This is a genomic window from Flavobacterium panacagri (assembly GCF_030378165.1).
GTDB classification, from domain to species: domain Bacteria; phylum Bacteroidota; class Bacteroidia; order Flavobacteriales; family Flavobacteriaceae; genus Flavobacterium; species Flavobacterium panacagri.
In genome coordinates, this window is the sequence record NZ_CP119766.1 from 234,900 (window position 1) to 255,503 (window position 20,604).

General features: G+C 32.6%; 22 protein-coding genes. 11 read left to right on the top strand and 11 right to left on the bottom strand.

Annotated elements, in window-relative coordinates:
- The first annotated feature begins 146 nt into the window (after positions 1-146).
- The 3 genes from P2W65_RS01140 (at position 147) to P2W65_RS01150 (ending at position 2,258) form a co-directional block, all read left to right on the top strand.
- The gene (locus P2W65_RS01140; RefSeq protein WP_289662891.1) at positions 147-980 is read left to right on the top strand and encodes an energy transducer TonB; all 834 of its coding nucleotides are present in this window, start codon (positions 147-149) and stop codon (positions 978-980) included.
- 104 nt (positions 981-1,084) lie between these two features.
- Entirely contained in the window at positions 1,085-1,822 is a 738-nt protein-coding gene (locus tag P2W65_RS01145; protein ID WP_289662893.1) for a DUF4184 family protein, read from the top strand.
- Positions 1,823-1,877: 55 nt separating this feature from the next.
- A complete protein-coding gene (locus P2W65_RS01150; protein WP_008464535.1) occupies positions 1,878-2,258 on the top strand; it encodes a PH domain-containing protein in 381 nt (126 codons plus the stop codon).
- A gap of 55 nt (positions 2,259-2,313) precedes the next feature.
- Here the strand turns inward: P2W65_RS01150 and P2W65_RS01155 are convergent, their stop codons facing one another.
- The gene (locus tag P2W65_RS01155) at positions 2,314-3,195 is read right to left on the bottom strand and encodes a M48 family metalloprotease (RefSeq protein WP_289662896.1); all 882 of its coding nucleotides are present in this window, start codon (positions 3,193-3,195) and stop codon (positions 2,314-2,316) included.
- 178 nt (positions 3,196-3,373) lie between these two features.
- Positions 3,374-4,249, bottom strand: coding sequence for a M48 family metalloprotease (locus tag P2W65_RS01160; protein ID WP_289662898.1), 876 nt, complete (start codon positions 4,247-4,249; stop codon positions 3,374-3,376).
- Between the two features lie 171 nt (positions 4,250-4,420).
- Between P2W65_RS01160 and lipA the strand changes: the two genes are divergently transcribed.
- The 3 genes from lipA (at position 4,421) to P2W65_RS01175 (ending at position 8,583) form a co-directional block, all read left to right on the top strand.
- Positions 4,421-5,287: a lipoyl synthase gene (lipA, locus tag P2W65_RS01165; RefSeq protein WP_289662899.1), complete on the top strand. Its 867-nt coding sequence runs from the start codon at positions 4,421-4,423 to the stop codon at positions 5,285-5,287.
- Positions 5,288-5,386: 99 nt separating this feature from the next.
- Positions 5,387-6,385 (top strand): type I glyceraldehyde-3-phosphate dehydrogenase, encoded by a 999-nt coding sequence (gap, locus tag P2W65_RS01170; protein ID WP_289662900.1) that lies wholly within the window; start codon positions 5,387-5,389, stop codon positions 6,383-6,385.
- A gap of 26 nt (positions 6,386-6,411) precedes the next feature.
- Positions 6,412-8,583, top strand: coding sequence for an ATP-binding protein (locus P2W65_RS01175; protein WP_289662901.1), 2,172 nt, complete (start codon positions 6,412-6,414; stop codon positions 8,581-8,583).
- Positions 8,584-8,622: 39 nt separating this feature from the next.
- Here the strand turns inward: P2W65_RS01175 and lpxK are convergent, their stop codons facing one another.
- The 3 genes from lpxK to P2W65_RS01190 are packed head-to-tail and all read right to left on the bottom strand — an operon-like array spanning position 8,623 to position 10,143.
- On the bottom strand, positions 8,623-9,630 hold the full coding sequence (gene lpxK / locus P2W65_RS01180) for a tetraacyldisaccharide 4'-kinase (RefSeq protein ID WP_289662902.1): 1,008 nt from the start codon (positions 9,628-9,630) through the stop codon (positions 8,623-8,625).
- Positions 9,631-9,634: 4 nt separating this feature from the next.
- Complete coding sequence (locus P2W65_RS01185; protein WP_289662903.1) at positions 9,635-9,916, bottom strand: Txe/YoeB family addiction module toxin; 282 nt, start codon at positions 9,914-9,916, stop codon at positions 9,635-9,637.
- Positions 9,898-10,143 carry a DUF2683 family protein gene (locus tag P2W65_RS01190; protein ID WP_289662904.1) on the bottom strand — a complete coding sequence of 82 codons (246 nt, stop codon included), beginning with the start codon at positions 10,141-10,143 and terminating at the stop codon, positions 9,898-9,900. The genes P2W65_RS01185 and P2W65_RS01190 overlap by 19 nt, the downstream gene beginning before the upstream one ends.
- 131 nt (positions 10,144-10,274) lie before the next feature.
- Between P2W65_RS01190 and P2W65_RS01195 the strand changes: the two genes are divergently transcribed.
- From P2W65_RS01195 to rluF, 5 genes are all read left to right on the top strand, one after another.
- A complete protein-coding gene (locus P2W65_RS01195; RefSeq protein WP_289662905.1) occupies positions 10,275-11,369 on the top strand; it encodes a Nif3-like dinuclear metal center hexameric protein in 1,095 nt (364 codons plus the stop codon).
- A 3-nt stretch (positions 11,370-11,372) separates the two neighbouring features.
- A complete protein-coding gene (locus P2W65_RS01200; protein WP_109190517.1) occupies positions 11,373-12,152 on the top strand; it encodes a zinc ribbon domain-containing protein in 780 nt (259 codons plus the stop codon).
- A gap of 157 nt (positions 12,153-12,309) precedes the next feature.
- On the top strand, positions 12,310-13,179 hold the full coding sequence (locus P2W65_RS01205; protein WP_289662907.1) for an alpha/beta fold hydrolase: 870 nt from the start codon (positions 12,310-12,312) through the stop codon (positions 13,177-13,179).
- 102 nt (positions 13,180-13,281) lie between these two features.
- Positions 13,282-13,626, top strand: a complete 345-nt coding sequence (locus tag P2W65_RS01210; protein ID WP_179007912.1) for an antibiotic biosynthesis monooxygenase family protein — start codon at positions 13,282-13,284, stop codon at positions 13,624-13,626.
- A gap of 114 nt (positions 13,627-13,740) precedes the next feature.
- Entirely contained in the window at positions 13,741-14,577 is an 837-nt protein-coding gene (gene rluF / locus P2W65_RS01215; protein WP_289662908.1) for a 23S rRNA pseudouridine(2604) synthase RluF, read from the top strand.
- Positions 14,578-14,596: 19 nt separating this feature from the next.
- Here the strand turns inward: rluF and P2W65_RS01220 are convergent, their stop codons facing one another.
- From P2W65_RS01220 to P2W65_RS01245, 6 genes are all read right to left on the bottom strand, one after another.
- A complete protein-coding gene (locus tag P2W65_RS01220) occupies positions 14,597-15,460 on the bottom strand; it encodes a LamG domain-containing protein (protein WP_289662909.1) in 864 nt (287 codons plus the stop codon).
- 269 nt (positions 15,461-15,729) lie between these two features.
- Positions 15,730-16,914 (bottom strand): DUF4153 domain-containing protein, encoded by a 1,185-nt coding sequence (locus tag P2W65_RS01225; protein WP_289662911.1) that lies wholly within the window; start codon positions 16,912-16,914, stop codon positions 15,730-15,732.
- A 59-nt stretch (positions 16,915-16,973) separates the two neighbouring features.
- Positions 16,974-17,264 carry a winged helix-turn-helix domain-containing protein gene (locus tag P2W65_RS01230; protein WP_289662912.1) on the bottom strand — a complete coding sequence of 97 codons (291 nt, stop codon included), beginning with the start codon at positions 17,262-17,264 and terminating at the stop codon, positions 16,974-16,976.
- A 4-nt stretch (positions 17,265-17,268) separates the two neighbouring features.
- On the bottom strand, positions 17,269-17,883 hold the full coding sequence (locus P2W65_RS01235) for a hypothetical protein (protein WP_289662914.1): 615 nt from the start codon (positions 17,881-17,883) through the stop codon (positions 17,269-17,271).
- Positions 17,884-18,282: 399 nt separating this feature from the next.
- Positions 18,283-19,209, bottom strand: coding sequence for a magnesium transporter CorA family protein (locus P2W65_RS01240; RefSeq protein ID WP_289662915.1), 927 nt, complete (start codon positions 19,207-19,209; stop codon positions 18,283-18,285).
- 405 nt (positions 19,210-19,614) lie between these two features.
- Entirely contained in the window at positions 19,615-20,502 is an 888-nt protein-coding gene (locus P2W65_RS01245; protein ID WP_289662916.1) for a bifunctional 5,10-methylenetetrahydrofolate dehydrogenase/5,10-methenyltetrahydrofolate cyclohydrolase, read from the bottom strand.
- Positions 20,503-20,604 lie beyond the last annotated feature (102 nt).

The window sequence follows — 20,604 nt, forward strand, 5'->3', positions numbered from 1 at the left end:
AACAAGAAAAATATACTATCCGTATTTTTATTCTTAAATAATTTATTTTATCACATACTAAAACTACAATTTTCTCGTTGTAGCTCCAAACCTAAAACTTTTTCTGCGTATGATTTAAAGTTACTTAACCTTAAAACCCAAAAATTATGTCTAAATTGAACATTTATGAAAACAAGTGGAACGATCTTGTTTTCGAAAACAGAAACAAAGAGTATGGAGCGTATCAATTACGCCAAGAGAATCCTAGAACTACGGTTAATGCTCTCTTTATGGGTTTATTGTTAATAACAGCTCTGGGAAGCATACCTGTATTAATCAGCAAACTTACACCGCCAACAGTGGATATAACACCTGAAGTTCCGCCTACAGATCCTATTGTTGTGACACCTTACAATCCTACTGTAACACCACCTCCACCTGCTCCGCCAGCACCGCCTGTACTACAGCAGACTACAACTACTGCTACAGACGCTCAAGGACTAGTTAACCCAATAGTTGTAAGAACTGAAGATGCTGTAGATAAAATAGCTCCTAACACAGATAATATACCTGTGATACAAAGTACTTCTGGAACAGGAGATCCTTCTAGTTCCGGTACATCATCAGGGGACGGAGGTAATGGCAATGTAATTTCGGCAGCGCCAACAATACCTGATGGGCCTGTTTCTGTAGCAGCTCTAGACAAACTACCTGAGTTTCCAGGAGGAATCGCTCAATTCTATAAATATGTTGGAAATAATTTCCGCAGACCAGAATTGGACATGGAAAAGACATTAAAAGTGTATGTTTCTTTCGTTGTTGAAAAAGATGGATCTCTTACAGACATTATAGTTAGAAACGATCCTGGCTATGGAATGGGAAAAGAAGCCGTTAGAGTTTTAAAATCATTAAAAACAAAATGGAGTCCAGGAATTTTAGACGGAAAAGCTGTTCGAACAGCATACAGCCTTCCGATTACAATAAAAACGGAAATGGAATAATTTAAAAAAGCAGAACTTAAGTTCTGCTTTTTTAGTTTTATTTTTTTAATCAAAAAGAAGCTAAAGTTCATTAGATTTATAGTTTATTTAAAATTCTATTTTTAATGCCCTTTACCTTTTCTCATCCTGCAATAATTCTTCCTTTAAAGTATTTACCCAGATCTTGGTTTTCTGTTACTGCTTTAGTAATCGGCAGTGTAACACCAGATTTTGAATACTTTTTAAGAATGAAAGTTAAAAGTGATTACAGTCATACATTAGCTGGTATTTTTTGGTTTGATTTACCTCTTGCTCTTTTACTTGCTTTTGCCTTCCATAATTTAATCCGAAATCTTTTATTTCAAAATCTCCCCTCTTTTATTAGCAATAGAGTATCCCTTTTCACCCATTTTAATTGGAATAATTATTTTAAGAAGAATTGGCCTATTATCATAATCTCTTTCTTAATCGGAATAAGCTCACATATCTTTTGGGATTCTTTTACACATAAACACGGCTACTTTGTTAATCAAATTGACGAACTAAAAAACACCATAATTGTCTTTGAAAAGGAAATTCCATTTTGGAAAATCGCGCAACACGCAAGCACCTTTCTTGGAAGCATTTTTATAATTATAGCTTTTCTAAAAATGCCGCAAGATTTTAATTTTAAAAATTCTGTTGATAAATTATATTGGATTACAGTGTCTTTATTTACAACAGCCATTTTATTTATCCGATTTACAATTCATCCAAAAACTTTAAATATTGGAAATTTTACTGTGTCCTTTATAGCTTCCTTTCTTATTTCAATAACTATAATTCCGCTATTAATTAAATCTAAATTCGACACTAAAAATTAACAAAATCAATTACTTTTACTCTTTTTTTAGTCAATTTATTTAACCAATAAAAACAATGGGGATATTTTCTGCTATTCTCGGCAATGCAGGTTCTGTAAGCCAAGAAGATTTAATTAAAAAATATGGACAGCTTTTAACTGCAAACGAGGAAATCGAAATGGGTTTTAAACTCATTCGCGATACCTTTATTTTCACAAACAAAAGATTAATATTAGTGGATGTACAAGGAATCACGGGAAGCAAAACAGAATACAAATCGATTGCTTATAAAAACATCACAAGATTCAGCGTAGAAACTGCGGGTACTTTTGATCTTGATGCCGAATTAAAAATCTGGATTTCAAGTGAACAGCAGCCAAGTATTGTAAAACAGTTTAACAAATCGGTTAATGTTTACGAAGTACAGAAGATATTAGCTTTTCACGTTTTAGGATAAAAAAATAAACCCGACAAAAAAATCTTGTCGGGTTTACTATTTCAGGAAACAGCTATTATTTCTTTTTGGTAGTTGTTGTTTTCTTCTTTGTAGTTGTAGTTGCCTTTTTAGTTGTCGTGACAACTGGAACAGTATTTACAATTTTCTGCTGTACATACGGCTTGTATAAACCATCTTTTTCTGCTCTCTTTTTAGCATCCTCAGCTCTTTGCTTAGAATCTGGATGCGAACTCATCATTCTCTCTATAAATGAAGCCTCTGCGCCTTCACTCATTTTAGCCAAAATTCTAAAAGCAGATTCTTCTGCATTTACGTCATAACCATTTTTCTTCAAGAAATTATAAGCGAATAAATCTGCTTCAGATTCTTGTTTACGGCTGTGTTTGCTATCAATTAATGCACTTCCTATTTTTCCTAATTGACTGTCTGTAACAGCTGCAATTTTTGTTGACTGAGAAGAAGCACCATCAATTAAAGCTTCCTTTTGGTAAGCGGCACGCATCGCATCTCTTGAATCATTGTTGGCTACGTGGCCTATTTCGTGCCCAATAACAGCAAGCAATTCATTATCATCCATAATATCCATTAAACCTGCAAATACTCTTACACTTCCGTCGGCAGTAGCAAAAGCATTAACATCTTTAACTTTATACACTTTGTAATTTAAGGTATATCCTTCTCCTGTAGAATGTTTTCCAAAAACTCTGTTTAATCGTAAAGTATAACCATCATTTGGCCCCGCAACTTCATTCTCTGTATCCATTTTTGCTACAGCTTCTTTAGACAAAGCCGCTGCATCTGCATTGGTTAAAGTAAAAGCTGTCACTCCTTTTTGAACAGCACCTATTGCTTTATCTCCGAAATTAATCTGTGCAGTCATTTTAGTTACACCAAATGCCGCAAATAGGAGTCCTACTATTATAAATTTCTTTTTCATGTTTTTTATAATTACAATTTAACAACAAATGTAAATAACAAAAATGCTTTTTCATTTCTCAAAAGCATGTTTTTTCAACAATTAAAGATATAAAATTTAAGCGTATCAATAGTTAAGTATAACAGTCAAAAAAAACGACAAACCTAAATAATTTGCCGTTTTTCAAACTAGGTTATAATTACTTCTTTTTTGTAGTTGCTTTTTTAGCTGTAGTCTTTGTTGCTGTTTTGGCGGCAGGGACAACAGGAGCAGTATTTACAATTTTCTGCTGTACATATTCCTTATACAAACCATCTTTGGTTGCTCTTTTTTTAGCATCATCTGCTCTTTTGCCAGAATCAGGGTGAGAACTCATCATCTTAGTAATAAAAGAAGACTCTGCTCCTTGGCTCAAATTTTGTAAAATTCTAAAAGCCGATTCTACTGCATTTACATCATATCCATTTTTTTTCATAAAATCATATGAAAATGTATCTGCTTGTGATTCTTGTTTTCTGCTGTGTTTGCTGTCGATCATAGCACTTCCTAAAACTCCTAACTGAGATTTTGTAATAGTCTCAATTTTACCAGATTGTGATGAAGCAGCATCTAAAAGCGCCTCTTTTTTATAAGCTGCTTTAACAGCATCTCTAGAATCATGATTTACAACGTGGCCAATTTCATGCCCAATAACAGCCAACAATTGATTGTCATCCATAATATCCATTAAACCTGCAAATACACGAACGCTTCCATCTGCACAAGCAAAAGCATTAATATCCTTTACTAAATAAACCTTATAATTCAACGTAACACCATCAGTAGTTGCATGTTTTGCAAAAACTCGGTTTAAGCGAATGGTATAGCCATCTGCTGGTCCTGCAACAGGATTATTGGCATCCATTTCGTCAATTGCTTGTTTAGCCAAAGCGGCTGCATCGGCATCACTGAATGTAAATCCCGAAACACCTTTTCCTAAAGCCCCCATCGCTTTATCTGAAAGTATCTGTGCATTTACATCAACAAAACTAAAAGTCATCAATAAGATCCCTAAGGCAATAAATCTTCTTTTCATATTTTTAAAACTATTAAATTAACAACAAAGTTAATTTTGAAAGAATTTTCAATTATCTCTGAAAGTCAAATTTGTAATAAATTAGGACAGAAATGTGAAAAGTGAACGAAAAGCAAATTTAGTCCTCAAAATGAACTACATTCCGTATCTTTGTGCTTTGATTATTGATATATGGAAACATCCGAAGCAAACATAACTACTGCAAAACCTAAGTGGTTAAAAGTAAAACTGCCAATTGGACAAAAATATACCGAACTAAGAGGTTTGGTCGATAAATATAGTTTAAATACAATTTGTACTTCAGGGAGCTGCCCAAATATGGGAGAATGCTGGGGTGAAGGAACAGCAACTTTCATGATTCTAGGAAATGTATGCACCCGTTCTTGCGGATTCTGCGGTGTTAAAACTGGAAGACCAGAAACAGTAGACTGGGATGAACCTGAAAAGGTCGCTCGTTCTATTAAAATCATGAATATAAAACACGCCGTAGTTACAAGTGTAGATCGAGATGATTTAAAAGATGGAGGTTCGATCATCTGGATGGAAACTGTTAGAGCGATCCGCAGAATGAATCCAAACACAACTCTTGAAACTTTAATTCCTGATTTTCAGGGAATGGAAAGAAATTTAGACCGTATTGTAGAAGCAAACCCAGAAGTAGTTTCTCATAATATGGAAACGGTGAGACGTTTAACACGTGAAGTTCGTATTCAGGCAAAATATGACCGAAGCTTAGAAGTTCTTCGTTATTTAAAAGAAAAAGGCATTAATAGAACCAAATCTGGAATTATGTTAGGTCTTGGAGAAACAGAAGAAGAAGTTTTTCAGACTATGACTGATTTAAGAAATGCCAATGTAGATGTCGTAACTATTGGACAGTATTTACAGCCAAGCAAAAAACACCTTCCTGTAAAAGAATTCATTACACCTGAACAATTTGCCCGATATGAGCAATTTGGACTTGATTTAGGTTTCCGACATGTAGAAAGCGGACCACTTGTTCGCTCTTCATACAAAGCACAAAAACATATTTTATAAATTCAGGATAAATCGTTTAACTGTTTAATCGTTTAATCGCAAATGTAAACGTTTTAAATAGTTAAACGATTTTAACTATTAAACGAATAAACCAAATAATTGAAAACAAGAATTGCCATTAATGGATTTGGAAGAATCGGGAGAAATTTATTCCGCCTTCTTTTAAATCATCCTGAAATTGAGGTCGTTGCTATAAATGACATTGCCGACAATAAAACGATGTCACATTTAATTAAATATGACAGTATTCACGGTGTTTTACCTTCTGAGGTCAGTCATGATGAAAATAGTATTATTGTAGACGGCAGGCATTTTTTCTTTTTTCATGAAAAAAACATTTTAAATCTAGACTGGAAATCACATTCGATTGACATTGTAATTGAATCTACAGGAAAATATAAAACACATGAAGAATTAAACAGGCATCTGGAAGCAGGTGCTAAAAAAGTAATTCTTTCTGCACCATCTGAAGTAGATACCATAAAAACGGTAGTTCTTGGAGTAAATGAAAACATTCTGGATGAAGATGAAACAATCGTTTCTAATGCAAGCTGTACTACAAACAATGCTGCACCAATGATCAAAATCATTGAAGAATTATGCGGTATTGAACAGGCTTACATTACAACAATACATTCTTTTACAACAGATCAAAGCCTTCATGACCAGCCCCATAAGGATTTACGTCGTGCAAGAGGTGCAAGTCAATCAATTGTTCCAACAACTACTGGTGCGGCTAAGGCATTAACAAAAATTTTTCCTAAATTGCACAACAAAATGGGAGGATGCGGGATTAGAGTTCCTGTTCCCGACGGTTCATTAACAGACATTACCTTCAATGTAAAACGTGCTGTAAGCATTGAAGAAATAAATAAAGCATTTAAAGAAGCCTCAAAAACAAATTTAAAAGGAATATTAGATTACACCGAAGATCCAATTGTCTCGGTAGATGTAATTGGCAATACACATTCTTGTTTATTTGACGCACAACTAACTTCGGTTATCGATAAAATGGTAAAAGTAGTAGGGTGGTATGATAACGAGATTGGCTATTCATCAAGATTAATCGATTTAATTTTACTCATAAGAAAAAAATAAGATTCATTGTAAAAGCACTGCCATACATGAAATACTGTCTTTTTATTGTTGTTTGTTTTCTTAGCTCGTCTTTGTATTCTCAATTCAAAAAGAATACAGATAGCGTTGTCTATTACAACAAACTAGCCAAAACTAATCTTGACAGTAAAAAGTACAATGAGGCCGCTGCATACACCCAAAAATCTATCAGTTTCTGCGAAGTCCATGGCAAAACAGAAAACTTAGCCAATCAAACCTTAAAACTTGGCAAGATTTTCTATAATCAAGGAAAACTTGAAGATGCTTTAAAAAGCTTTCACAAAACAGTCTCTATTTATGACACATTAAAACCTAGCTGTATTAAAGCCTTGGCTTTGTATTATATTGGAGTAACAAATACAGCAAAAGGAGATTACAAAACTGCTGATATTTACTATGCTAAATCTCAAAATCTATTAAAAGAACTTAATATCACTGATCATTCAGAAGCTTTAAGTTATCAAAAAGCATTGGCACAAAAAAAGAATGATGATCTTGAGCTGGCGGCAAAAACTTTCCGAAGTATCACAGAAAAACCTAACAATCCAGGCATAATAAAAACAAAAGTAGATTCTTATTATCAACTTGGTTTGATTGAAACACAGCTGAAAAGGAACGATTCTGCTATAATCTACTTTGATAAAGCTTTAGATTATAACGAAAAAAGCAATGACCTTCCAAAAAAATCGAAGATTGTTTTAGCCATAAGCCAATATTATAAGCAGAATAAAAATTATGATATGGCTTATTCTTTTTTAGATGAACATTATCAGTTGGAAAATTATCTTTTAAGATTAAAAAATGCCAAAGTTGATCTAAACGAATTCGAAAAATTCAAAAAAAATCAGTCTTTAAATAATACTATAAAAAGAGAAAGCGAAGAAAAAATTCAGCTTAAAACCTATCGTTATTCCAAGTTAGTTAGCATTCTCGCTATTGCTTTAATTTCGATTTTGTCTCTTTTAAGTTTGGCGTTATATAAAAATAACATTATTAGAAATCAGAACAATTTATTGCTTCGCGAAAAAAACAAAGAGTTAATTCTGGCTAAAAACAAAGCTGAAAAAGCATCGAAAGCACGATCTGAATTCTTATCTACAGTAAGTCATGAATTAAGAACTCCGTTAAACGCTATTAACGGAATTACGCATATTTTACTGGAAGACAATCCAAAGAAAAAACAATTAAAATATCTGGAATCTTTAAAATTTTCAGGAAATTATCTCACCACTTTTATTAACGAGATTTTAGAAATCAATAAAATTGATTCTACTAAAGTTGAGGTGGAAAATATTAGTTTTAATCTGAAAGAACTTTTATTCAATATTCAAGGTTCTTTAAAAGAGTTAGCTACAGCTAATAAAAACTATTTCAACTTAGAGATAGACAAATCGATTCCTGACAACTTAATGGGCGATCCAACAAAACTGTCCCAAATCATACTAAACCTGATTAATAATGCTTTAAAATTTACACAAAACGGACAGGTAAGCGTTATTGCAAAACTATATTCTCAGGAAGATGACACAGCTACTATTTATTTTGAAATTGTAGATACCGGAATTGGCATTCCCGAAGATAAGCTTCAAACTGTTTTTGAAAGTTTCTCCCAAGGATCTATCGAAGTAAACCGAAAATATGGCGGAACAGGTCTTGGCCTAACTATTGTAAAAAAACTAATCGAACTCCTTGGAGGAGAAATAAAACTAAAAAGCGAAGTGGGTAAAGGTTCTACTTTTACCTTCAAATTAAATTTTAAAATTAATAACGAACCATTGGAAGTAATTGAAGAAGTAAAATCATATAGTGATACACAATTGAAACACAAATCTATTCTATTGATTGAGGACAACAAAATCAATCAAATGATTACTCGAAAAATGCTTGAAAACAAAAACATTAACTGCGAAATCATTGATAATGGAGAAGATGCTGTTGAACTTCTAAAAATCAAAAGCTTTGATATGGTTTTAATGGATGTTCATCTTCCTGGCATTAACGGTACTACCGCAACCAAATTAATTCGAGAATTTGATAAATTGACTCCGATTATCGCACTGACTGCTATTTCGCTTGACGAAAATCGTGATATGCTTCTCTCTTTTGGAATGGATGATGTAATTACCAAACCTTTTGTCCCAGACGAATTTTACAGCACAATTGCCAAGTTTTTTGATTAACAAGATACTAAGCTTCTAAGATGCTGAGATGCTTAGTTTTTACTTTACATATTCTAAAATTGTCGCATCAAAATTTTGCTGGTGATTGATGAAAGTACTTTTTATTGGCAGGTAATACAATTGCGAAATCAGCTTTGAATCTTTTAAGCGAACATAATCTTTTTCGGTTGTAATTATTTTTCTTCCGTTTGCTTTGGTTAAAATCGTTTCTAAATCGGTATCAGAAAAATGATGATGATCTGGAAAAGTTAAGCATTCGTCATTCTCATTTTTTAAGTAATCATAGAATGGCTTTGGTTTTGCAATTCCTGCCAAAAGTAATTTAGATTCTGATTTAATTTCGCTCACAGCAATTTTTCCTGTTGAACTGTAAATTTCTTGATCATAATCTATAAATGTAAAGAAAAGTTGCTGCGAACAACTTAGTTTTAACTTTAATCGAATTTCAGCTTGTTTTTCTTCCGATAAAACTTTTGGGCATTTGGTAACCACAACAATATTGGCTCTTTCTGCTCCACTTCTGCTCTCTCTTAAATTTCCTGTTGGGAGCATAAAATCGTCTGCATACAAATCATCATAAGCCGTTAAAAGAATATAAAAACCCGCTTTTACTTTTCTATGCTGATAAGCGTCATCAAGTAAAATAACGTCTGGTTTTTCGTTCTGCGAAAGTAATTGCTGAATTCCATTTGTACGATTTGCATCAACGGCCACCATTACATTTGAAAATTTTTGATAAAACTGAAACGGTTCGTCTCCCAAAATTTCTGCATTCGAATTTTGATCAGCTAAAACAAATCCTTCTGATTTTCTTTTATAACCACGACTTAAAGTGGCCACTTTATACTTATCAGATAATAATCGAATCAAATATTCAATTTGAGGTGTTTTACCTGTTCCTCCCACGCTTAAATTTCCGACAGCAATAACAGAAAGATTAAATGAAGTCGATTTTAAAACGCCTTTATCAAAAAGAAAATTACGGACTGAAGTAATGAAGCCATATAAAATGGCGAAAGGGAAAAGTATTTTTCTGAGTAAGTTCATAATGTTATTTATCAGAGTAATGACCCATTGCAGAAACGATAATAACAGTTACTATTTCTTCTTCAACTCTATAAATCAATCTGTCTTTTTTGTTGATTTTTCTTGACCAATAACCTTTATAATTGTATTTCAATTCTTCCGGCTGTCCTTCTCCAGTAAAAGGATGTTCAGTTAATTCCAAAAGTATTTTTTCAATTTTTTTAATAGTAGCTTTATTTCCTGATTTATAATGATCTTTTAAATCTTTACGAGCAACTTCTTCAAAGTCTACAAAATACTTCCCCATATATCCTCAGGATTTAATCTTGTTGTTTTTCCTTTTTTAATGTTGTCTTCTGCTTTTTTAATTTTCTCGATAAATTCAGGACTATAAATACTTTCCTCCTCATTAACCTGTGCATAACTATCTGTTTCAACAATTTCAATACCATCAAGACCTTTAAAAAAAGCTTCGAACATTTCCATAAATGCTTTTCCAGTCTTCGTGCGTTCGTTAATTTTTATAGTTGTCATGACTTATAAATTTTATACTACAAATGTACTAAATTTGTACTTTTAGTATCAACTATTTATACCATTAGTATCAATTATTTATTACTGATGGTATAAATAGTTGATACTAATAAAAATTTGAAAAACTTAAAATGAAAATCAAAAATATAATCTCAGTCCTCGAAGAAATGGCTCCTTTGGCTTATGCCGAAGATTTTGACAACGTTGGACTTTTAGTAGGAAATTCAGAAACCGAATGCACTGGTGTTTTAGTTTGCCATGATGCTTTAGAAAATGTAATTGACGAAGCCATATCTAAAAACTGTAATCTTGTTGTATGCTTCCACCCTATTTTATTTTCCGGAATTAAGAAAATTACAGGCAAAAATTATGTCGAACGAGCTATTTTAAAAGCCATTAAAAATGACATCGCTATTTATGCCGTTCATACTGCTTTAGACAATCATTCAGCTGGAGTAAATAAAATTTTCTGCGATGCTTTAGGCTTAACCAATACTAAAACATTAATTCCTAAAAATAATTTCATTCAAAAACTGGTCACTTTTACCGTTCCGGATAATGCAGATAAAGTTCGAAATGCTTTATTTGAAGCTGGTGCAGGGAAAATTGGAAATTATGACAACTGCAGTTTTAATACACAGGGATTTTTTACTTTTCAAGGAAACGAAGACAGCAATCCTGTAATTGGAGAAAAAGGAAAGCTTCATACTGGAGAAGAAATTAAAATCGAAGTTGTTTTTGAAAAACACCTTCAATCCAGAATTTTAAAAGCGCTTTTTTCGAACCATATTTATGAGGAAGTAGCTTATGAACTCTACGATTTACAAAACCAGCATCAAAATATTGGTTTAGGAATGATTGGTGAATTTGAAAATGAAATGGACGAAAAAGACTTTCTTCATTTTGTAAAAGATAAAATGATCGCTGACGGAATTCGCCATTCAGCTTTTTTAGGAAAAAAAATAAAAAAAGTAGCCGTACTTGGAGGTTCTGGAAGTTTTGCCATAAAAAATGCAATTCAGGCTGGAGCCGATGCTTTTTTGACGGCAGATTTGAAGTATCATCAGTTTTATGAAGCTGAAAACAAGTTACTTTTGGCCGATATTGGTCATTTTGAGAGTGAACGTTATACAAAAAATTATATTGTTGATTATCTTCGAAAAAAAATTCTTAATTTTGCAATCATTTTATCGGAAGAAAATACAAATCCAGTTAAGTACTTATAGAATATGACGAATACGAAAGAATTAAGTGTTGAGGACAAGTTAAGAGCAATATACGATTTACAGCTTATTGACTCTAGAATTGACGAAATCAGAAACGTTAGAGGAGAACTTCCTTTAGAAGTTGAAGATTTAGAAGATGAAGTTGCAGGTTTGAGCACTCGTTCAGAAAAACTGAAAGGTGAACTTGAAGTGATTGAGGAGCAAATCAAAGCAAAGAAAATTGCTATTGAGGAGCATAAAGAAGTGATCAAAAAGTACACAAAACAACAAGAATCAGTACGTAACAACAGAGAATTTAATTCTTTGACAAAAGAAGTTGAATTTCAGGAATTAGAAATTCAATTGGCTGAAAAGCAAATCAAAGAAATGAAAGCTTCTATCGAGCACAAAAAAGAAGTTATTTCTAATTTAAAAGAAAAACTTGATGCTAAAAGCTCTCATTTAAAACATAAAAAATCTGAATTAGACGCTATTATGGCTGAAACTCAGAAAGAAGAAACTTTCTTAACTGAGAAATCTGCTGAATTTTCTGCGCAAATCGAAGACAGATTATTAGCTGCTTACAACAGAATCAGAAGCAGTGTTCGTAACGGATTAGCTGTAGTTTCTATCGAAAGAGGAGCATCTGCAGGATCTTTCTTTACAATTCCACCTCAAACTCAGGTTGAAATTGCTTCAAGAAAGAAAATCATCACTGATGAGCACTCTGGAAGAATCTTAGTTGATACACAATTAGCTGAAGAAGAAAAAGAAAAAATGGAACAATTGTTCGCAAAATTCTAAATACCAAGTCCCGATTAAATCGGGACTTTTTTTTTGCCACTAATTCCACTAATTATCACTAATTATTTTTTTATCTGTAATAGTGAGAATAAAAAATTCGTGGTCACTTGTGTAATTCGTGGCAGACCTTTTTTTACCTTTAGAAAAAATTTAAGTTTTGGGAATTAAAAAAGGAATACGCTTCATCACGTTAAAATCAGTTGGTTCTTATATTAACTTTTTGAGTTACGTGCGTCCGCAAAGAGCTATGGAACTTTCTTATGCACTTTTTAGCCAGCCTCGAATTGGCCGATTCAAAAAAGAACAACTTCCAAAAGTCTTGCGACATACAGAAACAGAAACTTTTCATCATAATGAACACCATTTCCAAACTTATATTTGGAAAGGAAACGAAACCAAAATTCTTTTGGTTCATGGATGGGAAAGTAATTCTTCAAGATGGAAAAAAACTTTACCGCATCTGCAAAAATCAGGAAGTACGATAATTGCTCTTGACGCACCAGCTCATGGACAAAGCAGCGGTAAAGAATTTAATGTGCCGCTTTACGCTGAATTCATTAGTAAAGCGGTCGAAAAATATCAGCCTGAAATTATTATTGGACATTCTATTGGAGGCGCAGCCTGTGTTTATCATCAATATTTATTTCCGAATACCAGTATAAATAAAATGGTGATCCTTGGTGCTCCATCCGATTTAAAAACACTGATTGACAATTATATCTCAATGCTGAGTCTAAATAAAAGAATGCTTTCTCTTTTAGAAAGTAAATTCATAAATCGTTTCAACTTTAAACTGGAAGATTTTTCTGGGCAAAAGTTTGCCTCAGAGTTTAACGTTCCTGGCTTTATAGCACATGATATTTCAGATAAAATTGTAGCTTTTGAAGAAGGAAAAAAAATAGCCAGCAATTGGAAAAACAGTCAGTTTATTGAAACTGATGGGTTAGGCCACGGAATGCACGATGATGAATTATATGATAAAGTGATTGAGTTTCTTTTTGAAGATTCTGAGCCGCTAAGTCGCTAAGACACTAAGTTTTTATTTTCTCAAAGCTCAAAGTAACAAAGAAGCAAAACAACAAAGGCTTTTCTCAAATCTAAAATCTGAATTCTAAAATCTACAATTAAAATGATCGCTGTAATTTTTGAAGTAATTCCTAACGAAGGCAAGAAAGACGAATATTTAGATATTGCAGCAAGTCTTCGTCCTGAACTGAACCACATTGATGGATTTATTTCCATTGAAAGATTTCAGAGCCTTAGTGATCCTGAAAAAATATTGTCTTTATCTTTTTGGAAAGATGAAGAAAGTATTCAGCAATGGAGAAATCTTGAAATGCATCGTCATGCGCAGGCTAAGGGAAGAAACGGAATTTTTAAAGATTATCATTTAAGGATTGCAACTGTAGTTCGCGATTATGGCATGTTTGAAAGAAAAGAAACTCCAGAAGACAGCTCTCAGTTTCATTCTTAAAAAAGATACAAAAGTACAGAGATCCAAAGTGACAAAGGGTTTTATCCCTATTTCAAAAAAATCTAAAATCTGAAATCTGAAACATAAAATCAATTTTTTGCCTACTTTTGCAGTATGGAAGAAAATTTAAAACGTCTAAATAAATTTATAAGCGAAACGGGCTATTGTTCTCGCCGTGAAGCTGACAAATTGATTGAAGAAAGACGCGTGACAATAAATGGTGTTGTACCAGAAATGGGAACTAAAGTTTCGCCAGATGATGAAGTGCGAATAGACGGAAAGTTGATTATTGAAAAAAACGAAAAAATGATTTATCTGGCATTCAATAAACCTGTTGGAATTGAATGCACCACCAATCTTGAAGTCAAAAATAACATTGTAGATTATATCAATTATCCCAAACGAATTTTTCCAATTGGAAGATTGGATAAAGCTAGTGAGGGATTAATTTTCATGACGAATGATGGTGATATCGTAAACAAGATTTTACGGGCTAGAAATAACCACGAAAAAGAATATACCGTTACGGTAAACAAACCCATCACAGAACGTTTTATACAAAGAATGGGAAATGGAGTTCCGATTTTAGATACGGTTACCAAAAAATGTAAAGTAGAACAAATCAGTAAATATACCTTCAAGATTATTTTAACGCAGGGATTAAACCGCCAGATCAGAAGAATGTCTGAATATTTGGGTTACGAAGTTACAGCACTGAAACGTATCCGAATTATCAATATTTCTTTGGATGTCCCAGTTGGACGTTACCGTGATTTAACTGATACTGAAATAAAAGAATTAAACCAATTAATTGAACCTTCGAGCAAAACTGAAGAAGCAAGTCTGCCAAAAGTGGAGACTTCCAATAGAAGTTCAAATGGAAATTCAAACAGAAGAACAACTTATATTTCTAAAAACGATCCTAGATTTAAAAAAAGAGGAGAACAATAGTTCTCCTCTTTTTCATTTATCAAAGTTTGATCTCCTGCACAGGTGCATCAATCACTCCTTTTTGATTTCCAGGAGTAGTTATTTTAAACGAATCGTTATCTATAACCTGCTTATTTTGTTCTGAGTTATTAAAATCCCCCAAAGGATATGCAATTCCTCTTTCATTGTTTTTCAAATTAATAAGCTTTTTAATTTCACTTAAAGACAATACTCTTTTGTAAACTCTAAGATCATCGATTCTTCCGTAAAAACTTTCTCTTGCATAAGGATATAGATTACCAACTGTAAGATCTTTGCCTGTCCATGAAAAACTAAATTTAAGTTCATCCATTGGTACAAAAGCCCCTTCAAAATTAATTGAGAATTTTTCTGGCTCTCCATTTATATACATCTGGAATACTTTTCCAGTATAAGTAAAAGTAACATAAACCCATTCCTGCAGCGGTATTTTATGCTGAGAATTAAAATGGATATAACCATTTTTGTAAGTATGAAAATTAAGGGTTCCGTCTTCCTGAACCTGTAAATTAAAATCTCTTCCAGGATTTACTTTAGATATAATAGTATTATGTTCTGTATATTTATTCAAATAAATCCAGCTGGTAATTGTAAAAGCAGTTAGCCCATTAAAATTATCAATATTTTGAACACCAATAAATCCAATATTGTCAAAAGAAAACGCTCCGTTATTATTTCCGTTTTTATCTTTTTCGGGTTTAATATTCCAAGAAAAACAATTATTTTTTAACGGACTTTCGTCTTGTATGTTTCCATTTAAAGGCAAATACAAAATCAAATCTCTATCAAATTGATTATTGGGTGTTATTTGAGCTTGTACTACTGCACAGCTAAAAAAAATGAAGATTATCCAAGAACTTCGCATAATTATTTAATGTACTATTTATCCTGCAAATATATCAAGCTAGATTCAAGAAAACTCTAATTAAATGTTAATTTTTAACCTCTAAAAAATCGTAATACAGTGCTTTTGAGAGAAATCCAGAATGCTGATAATTCGAAATCAGCTCTTCTCTTATAATCTCTGAATTTTTACCATCTAAATTATTTTTCAAGAAATAGTCACGGCGAATATCATCATTAAAATTTAATCCGCTTAGAAATACTGGTTCTACTCCTTTGTTGACAGAGATATTATAAGTAGTTACTAAACCCCCAATTCACATAACTGCATAAAAGAATTGTTCCATAGAAATACCAAACCATTTGATTGAAAAGATAAGCATTGGTTTTCTGTTTTCTGATTTTCTGAAATGAAACCACTAATCCAATAATGGCTAAGATTAAAAAAGCATATACCCCAAGACGTTTGTATGTTAAGCCATAAAAAGAAACATATTCAGTATTTTTAATCATGGCGCTTACAATTAAAATGACATTTAACGCAAGCCAGACTTTAGCGAGATTTTTTAAAGTTTTTGCTTTTTCATCAAAATTGAATCCTCCTTTAAAATAAAACAAAATTACGCCAACTGCCATTAAAATTGAGAAAATTACGGCATTTACACGCTCATGTGTATCTGAACTTAGATTTGTTTTTTCGACTACTTCAAAAAACTGTTCATAGTTGTAAGTTGCAATAAAAACCAAAAGCATAAGATTCAACATAAACAATGTAATTTCACCACTTTTCCTTTCAAAGTCTAAATCTAAAAATGAAAATGTACTTTGATTTTTCACTTCAGAAATAGCATTAAATTCATTATCAAGTTTTGGATTAAATTCATAAAAAGCATCAGGAACCCAATAATTCCAAAAACTAAACGAGATATAAAATCCAAGCACACTGATTAAGACCAATTGAAAAATATCAATATCCAAAGTATAGTCCGTGAATAATGAAGAAAAATGATTGCTTCCAAAAGAATAAACTATAAAAAACAACCCTAAAAATATAACCGGAATTACAACAAAAGCTACTAGTTTTTTAGCGAAATCGTTATGAATTTTACGTTCAGGGAGCCATTGGCTAAAAATAAAAATTCGCCCTAGAGAAGTTATTCCATTCAGGAATAGCAGCGGAAAGATTTGTATTATTTTGAGTTCGCCATCCTGCGTTTTAAAATGCAAAAATAAAATTGACAAAGCTAATGCAAAAAATGATGCGGCATCTCCATACCAAGCAAAGGCGAAACAAGATAAAATAGAAGTCATTACTAAAACAAGATGTGATCTGTCTACAAACTTTTCTTGAAAGAAATAACTAATTAATAGTGTCAATACCACTCCAAAAATAGAAACATTGATTCCAGGAGCTTCATTATAAAAAAGCAGCGCAAAAACTGCCGTACAAGCTAAAATAATTTGGTGTTTTTTCATGATTTTAATTTTTAAAAGTACTTTGTAATTCAAAGTTTTTAGGTAAAAAAATTTAGTTTCTAAGATTTCATTAATTTTTCGAGATACGAAAGGTGTTCTTTGAACGCCGCGCGGCCAAGCGGTGTTACCTGATAAGATGTTTTTGGCTTTTTACCCACAAATTCCTTTTTAATTTCGATGTATTCTGATTTTTCCAATGCAGAAGAGTGACTCGCCAAATTCCCATCGGTAATATTCAAAAGCGCTTTCATCTCGGTAAAATCTACCCAGTCGTTTACCATCAAAATGGACATAATACCCAATCTGACACGGCTTTCAAAATCTTTATTTAGTTTGTCAATAATTCCCATTCAATTATTTGTATTTTTTGAACATTACTAAACCATATAAAATATGTAGAATTCCGAATCCTAAAATCCAAAAAATCAAACCATATCCAATATAGAACATAGAAATAAGTCCTAAAATTAATTCAGAAAAGCCTAAATATTTAATATCAGAAAAAGTATATTTTTCTGCATTTAGAACAGCAAGTCCGTAAAATATTAATGTTGAAGGTGCTACTAATCCAAAATATCCGTGATACATCAAAGACAGGCAAAATATTCCACCTGCAAAAAGCGGAACTGCTAGATTAAATAGCATCTTTTTTGTTGCTGATGTCCAGATTGGCAAATTATATTTTCTGCTTTTTCTGATGGTAAAAAAGATTCCGAATACAAATGCACACGTCATAATTATGATTCCAATCCAGAATAATTCGGTTACCAGATTAGCTGAATACAATCTATGTTCATCACTTAGATAATCCATCCCATTCGCTTTAAAAAGCTGGTAAACATATATACCACCAATTAAAGCCGAAAGACCCGCGAAAACTCCCGAAAGTCCGCTTAACGATATAAATCTGGAAGAGCGCTCCATCATGGAACGAATATGTGCTAAATCTTCTTGGTGCTTTTGATTCATAATTAAAGTACTTTGCAGTACAAAGTTATTATTTATTTTGGAATAGCAAATAAAAAAGTTAAAAATATTTACGAAAGTAATCCAAACTCCTGAAAGATTTTCAAAATCTTGTAGGTTTAAAGCTGAGCTTGAATCAAAAAACTAAAGTCGTCTTTTACTTTAACTTCCTAAATATACCTACAAGGTTTTGAAAACCTTGCAGGAATGAGAATTTCTTATTACATGAGACCGCGTGAGGGATAGGAATAAGCTACCGAAGTAGCATGGATAGCCCGACCGTGTTTGCAGAAAGGCGCACATACGCACAAAGATTGGAAGCGCCTTTTTGCAAACACGGTCACGCCCAAATTATAAAAACTGAAAAGCCCTTTCTTAACGAAAAGGCTTTTGAATTATTTTTTAGAACCATCTTCTTCTTTTGAATAAAAAAACTCCAAAAGTGGATAGAATTATAGAAACTAAGAGTAGAATCCAGATTCCGTATTTACTTTCTTCTAATCCGTTTGGGACGTTCATTCCGTACAAACTGGCGATAAGAGTTGGAATCATTAATATGATAGAAATTGAAGTCATCTGTTTCATAATATTGTTCATATTATTGGAGATTACAGAGGCGTAAGCGTCCATCATTCCAGTTAAGATGTTGTTGTAAATATTGGCAGTATCCTGCGCCTGATTTAATTCGATTTCAACATCTTCTAATAATTCTGGATCATAATTGGCTTTATGTGCTTTTAGATTTTTGATTCTTTGGAACAAAACATCATTTGCTTTTAGAGAAGTGATGAAAAACACAAAACATTTTTCGATTTGAAGCAAAGCTTGTAATTCTTCATTTTTAATGGATTTCTCCAAATTATCTTCTGCAAGTTTTATTTTATGATTGATTTGTTTTAGATATTTCAAATACCAAACGCTTGATGATAAAAGCAATCGTAAAACCAAATTGAAATTATCTTCTATCTCGATGTTTTTGCGCTGTGAATAAGCTACAAAATCTTTGATTATCTCTGTTTTATAAAAACTGATTGTAACACATATATCGTCTTTAAAAATAATTCCGAGCGGAACTGTATGGAAAGGGATTTTTACATCGCCGCTTTTTATGGGAATGCGCATAATAATCAAAGTCCAGCCGTCTTCGATTTCGATACGAGGTCTTTCGTCGATATCCTCAATATCATTGTAAAAAGCTTCAGGAACCTGAAGTTCTTCTAATAAGTAATTTTTATCTGATTCTGTTGGAGATTCGATGTGAATCCAGCAATTTGAAGTCCATTTTTGGATTTCTACTAATCCGTTGTTGTTGGTGTAAAAGGCTTTCATTTCAAAATACAGGGTTTTAACGCAGCATTTTGAAATTTCAAAAGCTGCTTAATTTAATACTAACGAATAATAATAATCGTCCATTTGGAGAAGTGTTTTTTAAGTGGTGCAAAAGTATCCTTTATTTTTAAGAACCAAAACTTTAAACTATTAATTATATATTAAAATGGCAGTTTGGATAGATTTTTAAACACATAGAAACATAGATATTGTAACTGCAAAAAAAAGACGTTTCACTTTTTTAAACAAACATAGCCAACCTTTAACCATGTGAGAGAAATTTGTTTCTCATTTGCTTTCTTTTCATAGAAATTAAATTCTATGTTTCTATGTGTTTGTAAAAATTGTTACAATAAAAAAAGCCTGCTCAATTGAACAGGCTTTCATAGTATTTTGAAAAAGAAATTATTTATTTCTTGCGCTTCTCATTTTACGAGCTAAAAGTGTATTTTTAAGTAGCATTGCAATTGTCATTGGCCCTACTCCACCTGGAACTGGCGTAATGAATGATGCTTTTTTACTTACTTCGTCAAAATCAACATCCCCTTTTATCACATATCCTTTTGCATTTGATGCATCTTCTACTCGAGTAATACCAACGTCGATAACTGTTACTCCTTCTTTTACCATATCTGCTTTTAAGAATTCTGGAACACCTAAAGCTGTAATAATGATATCAGCATTTTTAGTGAATTCTGCCAAGTCTTTAGTACGGCTGTGAGTCAAAGTAACTGTCGAATCTCCAGGATTTCCTTTACGGCTCATTAAAATACTCATTGGACGCCCTACGATATGACTTCTTCCAATTACTACTGTATGTTTTCCTGCAGTTTCTACTTTGTAACGCTCTAACAATTCCATAATTCCGAATGGTGTTGCTGGAATAAAACTTTCCATTTCAAGCGCCATTCTACCAAAGTTTGTTGGATGAAAACCATCAACGTCTTTGTCTGGATCGATTGCTAAAAGAATTTTTTGTTCATCGATATGTTTCGGCAAAGGCAACTGAACGATATATCCGTCTAGATTATCATCTTCGTTTAACTCTTTTATTTTCGCAAGCAGTTCGTCTTCGGTAATCGTTTCCGGCAGACTTACTAAAGTAGAATCAAATCCGATTTCTTGACAAGATTTTACTTTACTTCCTACGTAAGTTAAACTTGCTCCATTATTTCCAACTAAAACCGCTGCTAAATGAGGCACTTTTCCTCCAGCTGCTTTTATAGATTGAACTTCGGCTGCAATTTCGTTTTTAATGTCGTTAGATGTTTTTTTACCGTCTAGTAGCTGCATTGTTTTTGTTTCAGGTTTATCTTTTTTTGTTTCAAGTTTAAAGTTTCAGGTTTGCTGCGCCAATTCGGCTTTTAGCCTCGGGTCACGTTGAAACGAAACTGT

Excerpts from the sequence above, each read along its gene's own strand:
- P2W65_RS01195 (WP_289662905.1), top strand. The coding sequence starts at position 10,275 with ATGAAAATCAAAAATATAATCTCAGTCCTCGAAGAAATGGCTCCTTTG.
- P2W65_RS01245 (WP_289662916.1), bottom strand. The coding sequence starts at position 20,502 with ATGCAGCTACTAGACGGTAAAAAAACATCTAACGACATTAAAAACGAA.
- P2W65_RS01140 (WP_289662891.1), top strand. The coding sequence starts at position 147 with ATGTCTAAATTGAACATTTATGAAAACAAGTGGAACGATCTTGTTTTC.
- P2W65_RS01235 (WP_289662914.1), bottom strand. The coding sequence starts at position 17,883 with ATGAATCAAAAGCACCAAGAAGATTTAGCACATATTCGTTCCATGATG.
- lipA (WP_289662899.1), top strand. The coding sequence starts at position 4,421 with ATGGAAACATCCGAAGCAAACATAACTACTGCAAAACCTAAGTGGTTA.
- P2W65_RS01185 (WP_289662903.1), bottom strand. The coding sequence starts at position 9,916 with ATGGGGAAGTATTTTGTAGACTTTGAAGAAGTTGCTCGTAAAGATTTA.
- P2W65_RS01190 (WP_289662904.1), bottom strand. The coding sequence starts at position 10,143 with ATGACAACTATAAAAATTAACGAACGCACGAAGACTGGAAAAGCATTT.
- P2W65_RS01210 (WP_179007912.1), top strand. The coding sequence starts at position 13,282 with ATGATCGCTGTAATTTTTGAAGTAATTCCTAACGAAGGCAAGAAAGAC.
- lpxK (WP_289662902.1), bottom strand. The coding sequence starts at position 9,630 with ATGAACTTACTCAGAAAAATACTTTTCCCTTTCGCCATTTTATATGGC.
- P2W65_RS01225 (WP_289662911.1), bottom strand. The coding sequence starts at position 16,914 with ATGAAAAAACACCAAATTATTTTAGCTTGTACGGCAGTTTTTGCGCTG.
- P2W65_RS01200 (WP_109190517.1), top strand. The coding sequence starts at position 11,373 with ATGACGAATACGAAAGAATTAAGTGTTGAGGACAAGTTAAGAGCAATA.
- P2W65_RS01150 (WP_008464535.1), top strand. The coding sequence starts at position 1,878 with ATGGGGATATTTTCTGCTATTCTCGGCAATGCAGGTTCTGTAAGCCAA.
- P2W65_RS01230 (WP_289662912.1), bottom strand. The coding sequence starts at position 17,264 with ATGGGAATTATTGACAAACTAAATAAAGATTTTGAAAGCCGTGTCAGA.
- P2W65_RS01240 (WP_289662915.1), bottom strand. The coding sequence starts at position 19,209 with ATGAAAGCCTTTTACACCAACAACAACGGATTAGTAGAAATCCAAAAA.
- P2W65_RS01155 (WP_289662896.1), bottom strand. The coding sequence starts at position 3,195 with ATGAAAAAGAAATTTATAATAGTAGGACTCCTATTTGCGGCATTTGGT.
- P2W65_RS01175 (WP_289662901.1), top strand. The coding sequence starts at position 6,412 with ATGAAATACTGTCTTTTTATTGTTGTTTGTTTTCTTAGCTCGTCTTTG.
- P2W65_RS01145 (WP_289662893.1), top strand. The coding sequence starts at position 1,085 with ATGCCCTTTACCTTTTCTCATCCTGCAATAATTCTTCCTTTAAAGTAT.
- P2W65_RS01220 (WP_289662909.1), bottom strand. The coding sequence starts at position 15,460 with ATGCGAAGTTCTTGGATAATCTTCATTTTTTTTAGCTGTGCAGTAGTA.
- rluF (WP_289662908.1), top strand. The coding sequence starts at position 13,741 with ATGGAAGAAAATTTAAAACGTCTAAATAAATTTATAAGCGAAACGGGC.
- P2W65_RS01160 (WP_289662898.1), bottom strand. The coding sequence starts at position 4,249 with ATGAAAAGAAGATTTATTGCCTTAGGGATCTTATTGATGACTTTTAGT.